Genomic DNA, 14,297 nt, shown 5'->3' on the forward strand with positions numbered 1-14,297 from the left:
AGTCCAGATAATCGGGATAGGGATTCTCCTATCCCTATCCGGTGACCAGACATATGCATGTGCGTGACGGCCTTCAGACCCACGTAACCGTCAGGCAGCGCTACGATCATATGGTCGGGACCGGCTTGGTGACACGCGACCCGGCGCAGGAGCGTATCGTGGGGAGGCTCGATCGCCTCATCGACGAGATCGCCGACAAGCGGCTTGCGCAGAAGTCGAGCGCTTTGGGCTGGCTGTTCGCCAAACGGCCCAAGACCCCCGCCGTCGTAAAGGGACTCTACGTCTATGGCGGCGTTGGCCGCGGTAAGACGATGCTAATGGACATCTTCTTCGAACTCGTGCCGGTCAGGCGCAAGCGCCGCGTCCATTTCAACGATTTCATGGCCGATGTGCAGGATCGCATCCAGAAACACCGGCAAGCCCGCAAGGAAGGCACTGTCAAGGAAGATGATCCGATTCCGCCGGTGGCCAAGGCCCTGGCCGAAGAATCCTGGGTTTTATGCTTCGACGAGTTCACCGTCACCGACATCGCCGACGCCATGATCCTCTCGCGGCTGTTTTCTGCGCTGTTCGCCAATGGTGTGGTGCTGGTCGCCACCTCGAATGTGGCCCCTCAAGATCTCTATCGCGACGGGCTCAACCGCCAGCTTTTCCTGCCTTTCATCGCCATCCTGGAACGTCATGCCGATGTGGCGACGCTCGATTCCGACACCGATTATCGGCTGGAGAAGCTCAATCGGCTGCCGGTCTATATGTCGCCATTGGGCGAAGACACCGACCGCAGGATGGACGAGGCGTGGCATGCCGTCACTCGCGGCCGGGCCCCGACAACGGTGGAAATCCCGCTCAAGGGCCGACATGTGACCGTTCCCCGGGCCGCCGGCTCCTGCGCGCGCTTTTCCTTCGCGGATCTGTGCGACGCGCCGCTCGGCACGCGTGATTACCTGGCCATTGCCGAGCGCTTCGACACGATTTTCATCGATCATGTGCCGGTGCTCGATCACACACGCCGCAACCCCGCCAAGCGTTTCATCCTGCTCGTGGACACGCTCTACGACACGAAGAAACGTGTCGTTGTGAGCGCCGAAAACACCGCGGACAAGCTCTACGCCGGCCGCGCCGGAACAACAGAAGCGTTCGAATTCGATCGCACCGTGTCCCGCCTCATCGAGATGCAAAGCAAAGACTGGCAGGAGGCATGGTCTGAGAAACAGGCCTTGGCTAGCTAGAGCCGATAGGAATACATCACGAAGCCGTCGGCCGGGACCGTATCTTCCGGCAGGTTCTCGTAAAGAGCCCGCGCGCCGGCATTGTCCGGCTCAGTGCCCACCCAGGCCTCCTCGCATCCATGCTGGCGACCCAGCGCGAACATTGCCTCAAGCATGCTGCGGGCAATGCCCTGGCGCTGAAAGGCGGGGGAAACGCCAACCTCGTCGATGTAAAGTTCTGTCGGTTTGTCGGGATGCCTATGGATCACGGCAGCGCATTGCCCGACGACCAATCTGTCCGACAGAGCCACGATCATCAGGTGGTCCGCCGCGGCCAGGTAGGCGGCCAATCTGCCAGGATCGATCGGGGAGTCGAACACCTCTTCAGCAACGTGGTCGAGGAGCACGTCATCACCCGGCAATAATCTTCTGATTTCTATAGACATCTCGCTGAGCTTCCCTCCGCAGGCGGGTTAAACTTTGACGTTTACGTAAGTCCAAAACAATCTAACCGATTGAAATATTTAGCCTCAAAATAATCGTTTGAATTTTTTCCACAGCGGAGCTATTGGGTGCGGCGAAATCTCGCGGATTTCCCCGATCCTACCGGCCTCCTCCGACGCCGCAATGGCGCCGTCCTTAGACAAGGGAACTGATCCTCACATGGCACGCAACAAGATAGCGCTCATCGGCTCCGGCATGATTGGCGGCACGCTCGCTCACATGATCGGCCTGAAGGAACTCGGCGATGTCGTCCTGTTCGATATCGCCGAAGGCATTCCTCAGGGCAAAGGGCTGGATATCGCAGAATCCTCCCCGGTCGACGGCTTCGATGCGCGCTATGTCGGCGTCAACGACTATGCCGGCATCGAGGGTGCCGACGTGTGCATCGTCACGGCCGGCGTGCCGCGCAAGCCCGGCATGAGCCGCGACGACCTGCTCGGCATCAACCTCAAGGTCATGGAACAGGTAGGCGCCGGCATCAAGAAATATGCCCCGGACGCCTTCGTGATCTGCATCACCAACCCGCTCGACGCCATGGTCTGGGCGCTGCAGAAGTTCTCCGGCCTGCCGAAGAGCCACGTGGTCGGCATGGCCGGCGTGCTCGACTCTGCCCGCTTCCGCTACTTCCTGGCCGAGGAGTTCAAGGTTTCGGTTGAAGACGTCAGCGCCATGACGCTCGGTGGCCACGGCGACGACATGGTGCCGATGGTGCGTTACTCCACCGTTGCAGGCATCCCGTTGCCGGATCTCGTCAAGATGGGCTGGACCAGCCAGGAGAAGCTTGACGCCATCGTCGAGCGCACCCGCAAGGGCGGCGGCGAGATCGTCGGCCTGCTCAAGACGGGTTCTGCCTACTACGCTCCGGCTGCCTCGGCGGTCGCCATGGCCGAAAGCTATCTGCGCGACAAGAAGCGCGTGCTGCCTTGCGCTGCGCACCTCAACGGCCAGTATGGCCTCAAGGACACCTATGTCGGCGTGCCGGTGGTGATCGGCGCCGGCGGCGTCGAGCGCATCATCGAGCTCGACTTCAACAAGACCGAAGAGAAGATGTTCGAGAAGTCGGTCGAGGCCGTGAAGGGCCTTTGCGAGGCCTGCGTGGCGATCGCACCGCAACTCGGCCAAAAGTAAACGGGACCGCTCCAGATGAACATCCACGAATATCAGGCCAAGCAAGTCCTCAAGGGTTTCGGCGCTCCCGTCGCAGAAGGCGTGCCGGTGTTCCAGGCCGGTGACGCGGAAGCGGCTGCCAAGCGCCTTCCCGGACCGCTCTATGTCGTGAAGAGCCAGATCCATGCCGGTGGCCGCGGCAAGGGCAAGTTCAAGGAGTTGCCCGCGGATGCCAAGGGCGGCGTGCGGCTGGCCAAGTCGATCGCCGAGGTGGTCACCAACGTCAATGAGATGCTCGGCCATACGCTGGTCACCAAGCAGACCGGCCCTGCCGGCAAGCAGGTCAATCGCCTCTACATCGAGGACGGCGCCGACATCGACCGCGAACTCTATCTGTCGATCCTGGTCGACCGCTCGGTCGGCCGCGTTGCCTTCGTCGTTTCGACCGAGGGCGGCATGGACATCGAAACCGTCGCGCATGATACGCCGGAGAAAATCGTCACGCTGGCGATCGATCCGGCCAAGGGTGTCACCAGTGACGACGTCGCCAGGCTCAATGAAGCGCTGAAGCTTTCGGGCGAAGCCGCCAAGGACGGCGAAACGCTGTTCCCGCTGCTCTACAAGGCCTTCACCGAGAAGGACATGAGCCTGCTCGAGGTCAATCCGCTCATCGTCATGAAGGATGGCCGCCTGCGCGTGCTCGATGCCAAGGTATCGTTCGACAACAATGCGCTGTTTCGCCATGCCGACATGATGGAACTGCGCGACGAGACCGAAGAGGACGAGAAGGAAATCGAGGCGTCGAAATACGACCTCGCCTATGTCGCGCTCGACGGCAACATCGGCTGCATGGTCAACGGCGCCGGCCTTGCCATGGCGACCATGGACATCATCAAGCTTTATGGCGCCGAGCCCGCCAACTTCCTCGACGTCGGCGGCGGCGCTTCAAAGGAAAAAGTGACGGCTGCTTTCAAGATCATCACCAAGGATCCGGCGGTCGAAGGCATCCTCGTCAACATCTTCGGCGGCATCATGAAATGCGATGTCATCGCGGAAGGCGTCGTTGCGGCCGTGAAGGAAGTGGGTCTCAAGGTACCGCTGGTCGTGCGCCTCGAAGGCACGAATGTCGATCTCGGCAAGAAGATCCTGCGTGAGAGCGGCCTGAATGTTACGCCGGCCGACGATCTCGACGACGCTGCCAAGAAGATCGTGGCGGCGGTGAAGGGCTGATCTCGTGCCTCCCCGCAAGATAAACCTCGTTTCCGCAGCGGATGAGAAGATCCGTAAGGTCTTCGATCCGCATGTGGCCGGCGATGTGAACGAAAGCCAGGCCAAGGTCGCGAAGTTCGGCGCCGAGTTCGACTGGCACGCACATGAAAAAGAAGACGAAGCCTTTCTCGTCTTGCGCGGCAGGATCGCCATCGATTTCCGTGACGGTCCGGTCGAACTTGACGAGGGCGATTTTATCGTCGTCCCGCACGGGGTCGAACATCGGCCGCGCTCGCTGACGAATGAGCCGATCGTGCTGATGTTCGAGCCGGCCACGACTCTCAACACCGGAAACGCCAAGAGTGACCTCACGGTCACGGACCTCAAGAGACTCTAAGGGAGCTCCATGTCCATTCTCGTCGATAAGAACACCAAGGTCCTGGTTCAGGGCCTGACCGGCAAGACCGGCACCTTCCACACCGAACAGGCGCTGGCCTATTACGGCACGCAGATGGTCGGCGGCATCCACCCGAAGAAGGGTGGCGAGACCTGGACCGGCGCCAAGGGCGAGACCCTGCCGATCTTTTCCTCAGTGGCTGAAGGCAAGGAGAGGACGGGAGCAACTGCCTCCGTCGTCTATGTGCCGCCGGCAGGCGCTGCCGAAGCGATCATCGAAGCGATCGACGCTGAAGTCCCCTTCATCGTCTGTATCACTGAGGGCATCCCCGTGCTGGATATGGTGCGGGTCAAGGCGCGGCTGGAAAACTCCAAGTCGCGGCTGCTCGGCCCCAACTGCCCCGGCATACTGACACCGGAACAGTGCAAGATCGGCATCATGCCCGGCAACATCTTCAAGAAGGGTTCGGTGGGCGTTGTTTCGCGCTCGGGAACGCTTACCTATGAAGCTGTGTTCCAGACTTCCAATGTTGGCCTCGGCCAGACCACTGCCGTCGGCATCGGCGGCGATCCCGTCAAGGGTACCGAATTCATCGACGTGCTGGAGATGTTCCTGGCCGACGACGAAACCAAATCGATCATCATGATCGGCGAGATCGGCGGTTCGGCCGAAGAAGACGCCGCTCAGTTCCTCAAGGATGAAGCCAAGCGCGGTCGAAAGAAGCCGATGGCTGGTTTCATCGCCGGTCGCACGGCTCCTGCCGGCCGCACCATGGGCCACGCCGGCGCCGTGATCTCGGGCGGCAAGGGTGGCGCGGAAGACAAGATCGCTGCGATGGAAGCGGCCGGCATTCGGGTGTCGCCGTCACCGGCGCGCCTCGGCACGACGCTGGTCGAAGCGATCAAGGGTTAAGGAGTAAGGGAGTAGGGCAGTAAGGCATTCGGGAAAAATCACATTCCCGCCACTGCCTTACTGCCCGACTCCCCTTCACAAAGGAGACGGAGCTGAGCTCCGATAAGGCAGATGGCACGACAAGATCAGGCCAACGACCAATTTTCCCTCACTTCGTTCCTCTATGGCGGAAACGCCGATTACATCGACGCGCTTTATGCCGCCTATGAGGACAATCCGGCCTCGGTCGATCCGGAATGGCAGGATTTCTTCGCGGCGCTGAAGGATGACGCCGCCGACGTGCAGAAGAACGCCAAGGGCGCATCCTGGGCGCGTCCTTCCTGGCCACTCGTCGCCAATGGCGAACTGGTTTCCGCACTCGACGGCAATTGGGGCCTGGTCGAAAAGACCATTGAGAAGAAGGTCAAGGAAAAGGCCGCCACCAACGGCGTTGCCATCTCCGAGGCCGACGTCCATCAGCAGACCCGCGATTCCGTACGCGCCATCATGATGATCCGCGCCTTCCGCATGCGCGGTCACCTGCACGCCAAGCTGGACCCGCTCGGCATAGCCAATCCGCTCGAGGACTATAACGAGCTGTCGCCTGCCAACTACGGCTTCACCGAGGCAGATTACGACCGGCCGATCTTCCTCGACAACGTGCTGGGCCTCGAGTTCGGCACCATCCGGCAGATGCTGGAGATCTTGACGCGCACCTATTGTTCGACGCTGGGCGTCGAGTTCATGCACATCTCCGACCCTGAGGAAAAGGCCTGGATCCAGGCCCGCATCGAAGGCGCGGACAAGGAGATCTCCTTCACGGCCGAGGGCAAGAAGGCGATCCTGCAGAAGCTGGTCGAGGCCGAAGGCTTCGAGCAGTTCCTCGACGTTAAGTACAAGGGCACCAAGCGTTTCGGTCTCGACGGCGGTGAATCGCTGATCCCGGCGCTTGAGCAGATCCTCAAGCGCGGCGGCCAGCTCGGCCTCAAGGAAGTCGTGCTCGGCATGGCTCATCGCGGCCGCCTCAACGTGCTTTCGCAGGTGATGGCGAAGCCGCACCGCGCCATCTTCCACGAATTCAAGGGCGGTTCCTATGCTCCCGACGACGTCGAGGGCTCGGGCGATGTGAAGTACCACCTTGGTGCCTCCTCGGACCGCGAGTTCGACGGCAACAAGGTGCACCTGTCACTGACAGCTAACCCTTCACATCTGGAAATCGTCGACCCGGTGGTGATGGGCAAGGCCCGCGCCAAGCAGGACCAACTCGTTGGCCGCGAGCGCGGCGAGATCGTGCCGCTTGCCGAACGCGCCAAGGTCATGCCGCTGCTGCTGCATGGCGACGCCGCCTTTGCCGGTCAGGGCGTGATTGCCGAAATCCTCGGCCTGTCGGGCCTGCGCGGCCATCGCGTTGCAGGAACCCTGCACTTCATCATCAACAACCAGATCGGCTTCACGACCAACCCGCGTTTCTCGCGTTCTTCGCCCTATCCATCGGATGTGGCGAAGATGATCGAGGCGCCGATCTTTCACGTCAATGGCGACGATCCGGAGGCCGTGGTGTTCGCCGCCAAGGTGGCCACCGAATTCCGCATGAAGTTCCACAAGCCGGTAGTTGTGGACATGTTCTGCTATCGCCGCTTCGGCCACAATGAGGGCGACGAGCCGGCCTTCACGCAGCCGATCATGTACCGCAAGATCCGCACGCAGAAGACTGCCGTGCAACTTTATGCCGACCGCCTCATCGCCGAAGGCCATCTTGCCCAGGCAGACCTCGACAAGATGAAGGCCGACTGGCGCGCGCACCTGGAAAGCGAGTGGGAAGTCGGCCAGGCCTACAAGCCCAACAAGGCCGACTGGCTGGACGGCGCGTGGTCCGGCCTGCGCTCGGCGGACCAGCAGGACGAGCTGCGCCGCGGCAAGACCGCCGTGCCGGTCAAGACGCTGAAGGAAATCGGCAAGAAGCTGACCGAAGTTCCGAAGGACTTCGAGGCGCACAAGACCATCGCACGCTTCCTCGAAAACCGCCGCCAGGCCATCGAGACCGGCGAAGGCATCGACTGGTCGACCGCCGAGGCACTCGCCTTCGGAGCGATCCTGCTCGACGGCAACCCGATCCGCCTTTCCGGCCAGGATTCGGAGCGCGGCACCTTCTCGCAGCGCCACTCCGTGCTCTACGATCAGCGCGACGAGACCCGCTACATCCCACTCAACAACCTGTCGCCGGCGCAGGCGGGTTACGAGGTCATCAATTCGATGCTCTCGGAAGAAGCCGTACTCGGCTTCGAATACGGCTACTCGCTGGCCGACCCCAAGGCACTCACTCTCTGGGAAGCACAGTTCGGCGACTTTGCCAACGGCGCACAGGTCGTGTTCGACCAGTTCATCTCGTCGGGTGAACGCAAGTGGCTGCGAATGTCGGGTCTCGTCTGCCTGCTGCCGCACGGCTATGAAGGCCAGGGGCCGGAACACTCGTCTGCACGCCTCGAACGCTTCCTGCAGCTTTGCGCCGAAGACAACATGCAAGTCGCCAACTGCACGACGCCGGCCAACTACTTCCACATCCTGCGCCGGCAGCTGAAGCGCGACTTCCGCAAGCCGCTGATCCTGATGACGCCGAAGTCGCTGCTGCGCCACAAGCGCGCGGTGTCGACCATCGCCGAGCTGTCGGGCGAAAGCTCGTTCCACCGTCTTCTGTGGGATGATGCGCAACTGCTGCCGAACCAGGCGATCAAGCTGGTCAAGGATTCCAAGATCCGCCGCGTCGTTTTGTGCACCGGCAAGGTCTATTACGACCTTTATGAGGAACGCGAGAAGCGTGGCATCGACGACATCTACTTGTTGCGCGTCGAACAGCTCTATCCGTTCCCGGCCAAGGCGCTGATCACCGAACTGTCGCGCTTCCGCAATGCGGAGATGGTGTGGTGCCAGGAAGAGCCCAAGAACATGGGCGCGTGGTCGTTCATCGACCCCTATCTGGAATGGGTGCTCGCCCATATCGACGCCAAGCACCAGCGCGTGCGCTACACCGGCCGTCCGGCTGCAGCATCGCCGGCCACCGGCCTGATGTCGAAGCATCTGGCGCAGTTGGCTGCCCTTCTCGAAGACGCGCTCGGCGGCTGAGCTGGAGCATGATCCCGAAAAGTGGGAACCGGTTTTCGGGAAAGATCATGCCGCAATAGAGAATTAGATCGGAATGAAGATTCGTCCAATCATCATTCCGATCTAACATACCGAACCCAACCGACAACAACGGACAGGCACATGGCTACCGAAATCAAAGTCCCGACACTCGGCGAGTCGGTCACCGAAGCGACCATCGGCAAGTGGTTCAAGAAGGTTGGCGATGCTATTGCCGCCGACGAACCGCTGGTTGAGCTGGAAACCGACAAGGTGACGGTGGAAGTGCCCGCTCCTGCTGCCGGCACGCTGGAAGAGATCACCGTGAAGGAAGGCGAGACGGTCGGCGTCGGCGCGCTGCTCGGCACGATCGGTGCCGGCGCAGGCACGCCCGCCACCAAGCCGGAGGCGGTTGCCCAGGCTTCGGCCCCAACCGCGGCCTCGACCGTCAAGGAAGCAGCTGCCCAGAGCGACAAGATCGCCGGCGAGGGCCCGATAGAGGCGCGGACCATGCCGCCGGCGCCGAGTGCTGCCAAGCTGCTCGCCGAGAGCAATATCGCCGTCGACCAGGTCTCGGGTTCCGGCAAGCGCGGCCAGGTGCTGAAGGGCGACGTTCTGGACGCCATCTCCAAGGGCGCGCCGTCGCAGCCGGTTGAAACGCCGAAGGTGCCAGCGGCGCCACGTGCACCATCGGCCGAAGGCGACGCAGTGCGCGAAGAGCGCGTGCGCATGACCAAATTGCGCCAGACGATTGCACGCCGCTTGAAGGATGCGCAGTCGACGGCCGCCATGCTCACCACCTTCAACGAGGTGGACATGAAGGCGGTGATGGACCTGCGCGCCAAATACAAGGACATCTTCGAAAAGAAGCACGGCGTGAAGCTCGGCTTCATGGGCTTCTTCACCAAGGCCGTGACCCACGCCCTGAAGGAGATCCCCGCCGTCAACGCCGAGATCGACGGCACCGACATCATCTACAAGAACTACGCCCATATCGGCGTCGCCGTCGGCACCGACAAGGGTCTTGTCGTGCCGGTGGTGCGTGACGCGGACGCCATGTCGATCGCCGAGATCGAGAAGGAAATCGGTCGCCTCGGCATCGCCGCGCGCGACGGCAAGCTTTCGGTCGCCGACATGCAGGGCGGAACCTTCACGATCTCGAACGGCGGCGTCTACGGGTCGCTGATGTCCACGCCGATCCTGAATGCGCCGCAGTCGGGTATCCTCGGCATGCATAAGATCCAGGAGCGTCCGATGGTCGTCGGCGGGCAGATCGTCATCCGCCCGATGATGTATCTGGCGCTTTCCTACGATCACCGCATCGTCGACGGCAAAGAAGCCGTCACCTTCCTGGTGCGTGTCAAGGAAAGCCTGGAGGATCCGGAACGCCTGGTGCTGGACCTGTAAGGCGGGCTGCCGTTGCTGCTTGGATAAGATTATTCTTCCTGGCCGGTCGAAATGACCGGCCAGCAAACGACTTTCGCTTGTAACTGAACGCAGCGGGGCGCGAGGCGCCTCTCGGCAAAAGGGGACAAGGAATATGGAAGCTGTTGCAGCATCGACTGAAGTTCAGGTTCTTGGCTGGAGTGCCACTCTTGCTCGTACAGGTCATCGCCCAGGCTTCGTTCATCGGAGACCTCGGCCCGAAATATCTGTTTAGCGCGCGTGACGAAGCGCGCGTATCGAAAAGTGTTCTGGCCGGGCGGCTGCTGCGGGCGCTGCACAACCTGCTTGAGACCTATCCGGCCTTCATCGCATTGGTTCTGGCCCTGGCTCTCACCGGCAAGACCGGCGGCATTGCAGCGACCGGCGCGGTGCTTTGGATCATTGCGCGCGTGCTGTATGTCATACTTTACGCAGCCGGGGTTCCGGTGGTGCGTACCATCGTCTGGACCGCTTCCGTCATCGGCCTGGTGATGATGTTGGTCAGGCTGATAGGCTGACATGAAAGACGAGCGGCAGGAGGAATGATGGAAGCTGCAGCAGCGTCGACCGAGATCTGGGTGCTGGGCTGGAGCGTCATCTTCCTGCTGGTCCATATTCTGGTTCAGGCCCTGTCGCTCGACCTGTCGAGCGATCTCGGCCTGAAATATCTGCTCGGTCCGCGCGATCAGCCGAAGGAGCCGGGAAATGTTCTGCCCGGCCGGCTTAAGCGCGCACTGAGCAATCTGCTGGAGACTTATCCGGCTTTCGTCGCCTTGGCGCTGGCCCTTGCCGTCACCGGCAAGACCGGCGGCCTTGGCGCAACGGGCGCCTGGCTCTGGTTTGCGGCGCGCATCGTATATGTATTTCTTTACGCGGCCGGTGTTCCAGTGCTGCGTACACTCGTCTGGTTCGTTTCCATCCTCGGCCTCGCGCTGATGGTGGTCAGGCTGATGGCTTAGCCGGATCGCGAGAGGGGCACCAACCGATGCACTATGTCTACGAATTCCTCGGCCTGATGGCGGTGTTTTCGGTGCTCGTGGTCTCGCCGGGTGCCGACTTCCTGCTGGTGGTGCGCCAAAGCCTGGTGCACGGCCGGCGTGCGGCGATCGTCACCAGTTTCGGCATCGGCGCCTCGCTGCTGTTTCACATCGGCTACACCATCCTCGGCATCGGCATCATCGTTGCCCAGTCGCTGTTCCTGTTCGGCATGCTGAAATGGGCCGGTGCTGCTTATCTCATCTATCTCGGCTGGAAATCGCTGCGCGCCGGCGCCTTCGACATGCCAGATGAAAAAGCCGCCTCACACATCACGCCGGCAATGCCAGTTTCGGCGCTGCGTTGCTTCCTGATCGGCTTCGCCACCAACGCGTTGAACCCCAAGCCGGTGTTGTTCTTTCTATCGCTGTTCACGGCCTTGGTCAGTCACGACACGCCAGCGTCCATTCAGGTCGTCTATGGCCTGCTGATGGCAGCAACGCTGATCCTGTGGTTCGTCGGCGTATCGACCTTCTTTACCGTCGCTTCGGTCAGGGCTCGATTTGTCGCCTGGGGTCGCTGGTTCAATCGTGTCACCGGCGTGATCTTCATCGGCCTCGGCCTACGCCTGGCCACGCAACAGGCGAACTGAGCTCACATGCGACTGCCATCCCTGATACCCTCCCTGGCTCTGTTCGCTGCCTCGCCTTCTTTGGCGGCATGCCCGATCGAGCTTGCCGTTTATGGCGAGCGTGAACAGGTGGCGGAGATCGATTTCCGGCCGACAATGGGCTCGGCCACGGCCACCAACAGCTTCAAGATGCTGCTGGGCAAGGATATCGTACTGGACGGCGTCGTGCTGTGGAGCAGCGATGCGGCCCGCCCGCACGGCACCCTCATGCATCAATGCCCGGAAGGCGACGTCACCGGCGAGGAGCTTGCCGCCTGCACCGTCTGGGAAGGCGTGGTCTATACGGCGGATACGACCGGGACGGTCGGTCTTCTGCCAAACGAACATAAGGACGCGCCCGGCACATTGATCTTCCCGGACCTCGCCGGACAGCTCGCCCGCTCTGCCCTGAAGGACAAGCTTCCCAAACTGCCCTGGGATGTCTTTGTAATGAAAGGTTGCCAGGAATGACCGCTTCCGGAAAGACCTTGCTGGTCACCGGCGGCAGTCGTGGCATCGGCGCAGCCGTGTGCCGGCTGGCTGCCCGGGCGGGTTACCGCGTGGCGGTGAACTATGCCTCGAACGAAGCGGCGGCCGAGGCCGTGGTCGCGGAAATCAAGGCCGGTGGCGGCGACGCTTTTGCCATCAAAGGCGATGTCGGCAATGAAGCCGACGTGATCGCCATGTTCGAAGCCGTCGACAGGACCTTCGGCGGGCTCGACGCCTTCGTCAACAATGCCGGCGTGGTCGACCGCAAGGCACGCGTCGACGAGATGAGCGTTGAGAGGCTGGAGCGCATGATGCGCGTCAACGTCGTCGGCTCGATCCTGTGCGCCCGCGAAGCGATCAAACGCATGTCGACACTGCGCGGCGGCAAGGGCGGTTCGATCGTCAACCTGTCCTCGATCGCGGCGACGCTCGGCGCGCCCGGCGAATATGTTGACTATGCCGCCTCCAAAGGCGCTATCGATACCTTTACCATCGGGCTTGCCCGCGAAGTGGCGGATGAGGGCGTCCGCGTCAACACCGTGCGTCCAGGCATCATCGACACCGAAATCCATGCCTCTGGCGGTCAGCCGGGACGGGTCGCAGCAATGCGCAACGCCGTGCCGATGAAACGCGAAGGCAAGGCTGAAGAAGTCGCCCAAGCCGTGCTCTGGCTTTTGTCGGACGCGGCATCATATACGACGGGCTCCATTGTGAACGTAAGCGGCGGCCGCTGACCGCCCAGGCAGGAAGGACAAGACCATGGCTTATGACGTCGTCGTGATCGGATCTGGCCCCGGTGGCTATGTGTGCGCCATCAAGGCCGCGCAGCTTGGCCTGAAGACGGCCGTGATCGAGAAGCGCGAGACCTATGGCGGCACCTGCCTCAACATCGGCTGCATTCCCTCCAAGGCGCTGCTCCACGCCTCCGAGATGCTGGCCGAGGCCCAGCATTCCTTCGACACGCTTGGTGTCGAGGTCGGCACGCCGAAACTCAATCTGAAAAAGATGCTGGCGCACAAGGACGCAACCGTTGCCTCCAACGTCAACGGTGTCGCCTTCCTGTTCAAGAAGAACAAGATCGATGCCTTCCGCGGTACGGGCAAGGTGGTGGCGGCCGGCAAGGTTTCCGTCACTGGCGAAGATGGCAAGGTGCAAGAAATCGAGGCGAAGAATATCGTCATCGCCACGGGTTCCGACGTGGCCGGCATCCCTGGGGTGAAAGTCGACATCGACGAGAAGGTGATCGTCTCCTCCACGGGCGCGCTGTCGCTGGAGAAGGTGCCGGGCCACCTCGTCGTGGTTGGCGGCGGCGTCATCGGGCTCGAACTCGGCTCGGTTTGGGGCCGCCTGGGCGCCAAGGTCACCGTGGTCGAATACCTGGACACCATCCTTGGCGGCATGGATGGCGAAGTGTCCAAGCAATTCCAGCGCATGCTGGCCAAGCAGGGCTTCGATTTCAAGCTCGGCGCCAAAGTGACCGCCGTCGCCAAGGCCAAGAAGGGCGCAACCGTGACCTTCGAGCCGGTCAAGGGCGGAGCCGCCGAGACCATCGAAGCCGATGCGGTACTGATCGCAACGGGACGCCGGCCCTACACCGACGAACTCGGGCTCAAGGAGGCCGGTGTTGAGGTGGACGAGCGCGGCCGCGTCAAGACCGACGGGCATCTGCGCACCAATGTGCCAGGTATCTATGCGATTGGCGACGTAATTGCCGGCCCGATGCTGGCCCACAAGGCCGAAGACGAGGGCGTCGCCGTGGCCGAGACCATTGCCGGCCAGGCTGGCCATGTGAATTACGACGTCATCCCAAGCGTCGTCTACACCAGCCCCGAAGTTGCCTCTGTCGGCAAGACCGAAGAGGAACTGAAGAAGGCAGGCGTCGAATACAAGATCGGCAAGTTCCCGTTCACGGCCAACGGCCGCGCCCGCGCCATGCTCCACACCGACGGCTTTGTGAAGATCCTGGCCGACAAGGCAACCGACCGCGTGCTCGGCGTACACATTCTAGGCTTCGGCGCCGGCGAGATGATTCATGAGGCGACCGTCCTGATGGAATTCGGCGGCTCATCGGAAGATCTTGCCCGCACTTGTCACGCCCATCCGACCATGTCGGAGGCGGTCAAGGAAGCGGCTCTCGCCACCTTCTTCAAGCCTATCCATCTCTAATGGCCGAAGCCGTCTGACGGAACGACCATCGCGCCGCTTTCGCGCGACCCAAAAGAAAACGGCCCCCCCCAACGCGGGCCGGTGGGTTTAAATGCGTCTACCGGTTTTTGGCCCGGGGCGCCCGGGGCCGGTTTTGCGG

Annotated in this window: 14 protein-coding genes; 13 read left to right on the forward strand and 1 reads right to left on the reverse strand. The window is 61.9% G+C overall.

The window, feature by feature from the left end; genetic code table 11:
• The first annotated feature begins 53 nt into the window (after positions 1–53).
• On the forward strand, positions 54–1,229 hold the full coding sequence (gene zapE, locus L4923_RS26510) for a cell division protein ZapE (RefSeq protein ID WP_239370110.1): 1,176 nt from the start codon (positions 54–56) through the stop codon (positions 1,227–1,229).
• On the opposite strand, the gene L4923_RS26515 is transcribed toward zapE, so the two are convergent.
• The gene (locus L4923_RS26515; RefSeq protein ID WP_239370111.1) at positions 1,226–1,654 is read right to left on the reverse strand and encodes a GNAT family N-acetyltransferase; all 429 of its coding nucleotides are present in this window, start codon (positions 1,652–1,654) and stop codon (positions 1,226–1,228) included. The two genes, zapE and L4923_RS26515, sit on opposite strands and share 4 nt — an antisense overlap.
• A gap of 217 nt (positions 1,655–1,871) precedes the next feature.
• On the opposite strand from L4923_RS26515, the gene mdh reads away from it, so the two are divergent.
• The 12 genes from mdh (at position 1,872) to lpdA (ending at position 14,158) form a co-directional block, all read left to right on the forward strand.
• Complete coding sequence (mdh, locus tag L4923_RS26520; RefSeq protein WP_239370112.1) at positions 1,872–2,840, forward strand: malate dehydrogenase; 969 nt, start codon at positions 1,872–1,874, stop codon at positions 2,838–2,840.
• 15 nt (positions 2,841–2,855) lie between these two features.
• Positions 2,856–4,049: an ADP-forming succinate--CoA ligase subunit beta gene (gene sucC / locus L4923_RS26525; protein ID WP_239370113.1), complete on the forward strand. Its 1,194-nt coding sequence runs from the start codon at positions 2,856–2,858 to the stop codon at positions 4,047–4,049.
• Between the two features lie 4 nt (positions 4,050–4,053).
• The gene (locus L4923_RS26530; RefSeq protein ID WP_239370114.1) at positions 4,054–4,425 is read left to right on the forward strand and encodes a cupin domain-containing protein; all 372 of its coding nucleotides are present in this window, start codon (positions 4,054–4,056) and stop codon (positions 4,423–4,425) included.
• Positions 4,426–4,434: 9 nt separating this feature from the next.
• The gene (gene sucD / locus L4923_RS26535) at positions 4,435–5,337 is read left to right on the forward strand and encodes a succinate--CoA ligase subunit alpha (RefSeq protein ID WP_239370115.1); all 903 of its coding nucleotides are present in this window, start codon (positions 4,435–4,437) and stop codon (positions 5,335–5,337) included.
• Positions 5,338–5,448: 111 nt separating this feature from the next.
• Positions 5,449–8,436 (forward strand): 2-oxoglutarate dehydrogenase E1 component, encoded by a 2,988-nt coding sequence (locus L4923_RS26540; protein WP_239370116.1) that lies wholly within the window; start codon positions 5,449–5,451, stop codon positions 8,434–8,436.
• Positions 8,437–8,577: 141 nt separating this feature from the next.
• On the forward strand, positions 8,578–9,840 hold the full coding sequence (gene odhB, locus L4923_RS26545; protein ID WP_239370117.1) for a 2-oxoglutarate dehydrogenase complex dihydrolipoyllysine-residue succinyltransferase: 1,263 nt from the start codon (positions 8,578–8,580) through the stop codon (positions 9,838–9,840).
• Between the two features lie 188 nt (positions 9,841–10,028).
• A complete protein-coding gene (locus L4923_RS26550) occupies positions 10,029–10,376 on the forward strand; it encodes an MAPEG family protein (RefSeq protein ID WP_343304244.1) in 348 nt (115 codons plus the stop codon).
• A gap of 27 nt (positions 10,377–10,403) precedes the next feature.
• A complete protein-coding gene (locus L4923_RS26555; protein ID WP_239370118.1) occupies positions 10,404–10,817 on the forward strand; it encodes an MAPEG family protein in 414 nt (137 codons plus the stop codon).
• 26 nt (positions 10,818–10,843) lie between these two features.
• Complete coding sequence (locus L4923_RS26560; RefSeq protein ID WP_239370119.1) at positions 10,844–11,485, forward strand: LysE family translocator; 642 nt, start codon at positions 10,844–10,846, stop codon at positions 11,483–11,485.
• A gap of 6 nt (positions 11,486–11,491) precedes the next feature.
• Complete coding sequence (locus L4923_RS26565) at positions 11,492–11,974, forward strand: hypothetical protein (RefSeq protein WP_239370120.1); 483 nt, start codon at positions 11,492–11,494, stop codon at positions 11,972–11,974.
• Positions 11,971–12,726 carry an SDR family oxidoreductase gene (locus L4923_RS26570; RefSeq protein WP_239370121.1) on the forward strand — a complete coding sequence of 252 codons (756 nt, stop codon included), beginning with the start codon at positions 11,971–11,973 and terminating at the stop codon, positions 12,724–12,726. Before L4923_RS26565 ends, L4923_RS26570 begins: the two co-directional genes overlap by 4 nt.
• A 25-nt stretch (positions 12,727–12,751) precedes the next feature.
• On the forward strand, positions 12,752–14,158 hold the full coding sequence (lpdA, locus tag L4923_RS26575) for a dihydrolipoyl dehydrogenase (protein WP_239370122.1): 1,407 nt from the start codon (positions 12,752–12,754) through the stop codon (positions 14,156–14,158).
• Positions 14,159–14,297: the final 139 nt, after the last annotated feature.

The organism is Terribium retamae (genome assembly GCF_022347545.1).
In the GTDB taxonomy this organism is placed as follows: domain Bacteria; phylum Pseudomonadota; class Alphaproteobacteria; order Rhizobiales; family Rhizobiaceae; genus Mesorhizobium; species Mesorhizobium retamae.

Excerpts from the sequence above, each read along its gene's own strand:
- zapE (WP_239370110.1), top strand. The coding sequence starts at position 54 with ATGCATGTGCGTGACGGCCTTCAGACCCACGTAACCGTCAGGCAGCGC.
- L4923_RS26565 (WP_239370120.1), top strand. The coding sequence starts at position 11,492 with ATGCGACTGCCATCCCTGATACCCTCCCTGGCTCTGTTCGCTGCCTCG.
- L4923_RS26555 (WP_239370118.1), top strand. The coding sequence starts at position 10,404 with ATGGAAGCTGCAGCAGCGTCGACCGAGATCTGGGTGCTGGGCTGGAGC.
- L4923_RS26560 (WP_239370119.1), top strand. The coding sequence starts at position 10,844 with ATGCACTATGTCTACGAATTCCTCGGCCTGATGGCGGTGTTTTCGGTG.
- L4923_RS26570 (WP_239370121.1), top strand. The coding sequence starts at position 11,971 with ATGACCGCTTCCGGAAAGACCTTGCTGGTCACCGGCGGCAGTCGTGGC.
- odhB (WP_239370117.1), top strand. The coding sequence starts at position 8,578 with ATGGCTACCGAAATCAAAGTCCCGACACTCGGCGAGTCGGTCACCGAA.
- sucC (WP_239370113.1), top strand. The coding sequence starts at position 2,856 with ATGAACATCCACGAATATCAGGCCAAGCAAGTCCTCAAGGGTTTCGGC.
- lpdA (WP_239370122.1), top strand. The coding sequence starts at position 12,752 with ATGGCTTATGACGTCGTCGTGATCGGATCTGGCCCCGGTGGCTATGTG.
- L4923_RS26515 (WP_239370111.1), bottom strand. The coding sequence starts at position 1,654 with ATGTCTATAGAAATCAGAAGATTATTGCCGGGTGATGACGTGCTCCTC.
- mdh (WP_239370112.1), top strand. The coding sequence starts at position 1,872 with ATGGCACGCAACAAGATAGCGCTCATCGGCTCCGGCATGATTGGCGGC.
- L4923_RS26540 (WP_239370116.1), top strand. The coding sequence starts at position 5,449 with ATGGCACGACAAGATCAGGCCAACGACCAATTTTCCCTCACTTCGTTC.
- sucD (WP_239370115.1), top strand. The coding sequence starts at position 4,435 with ATGTCCATTCTCGTCGATAAGAACACCAAGGTCCTGGTTCAGGGCCTG.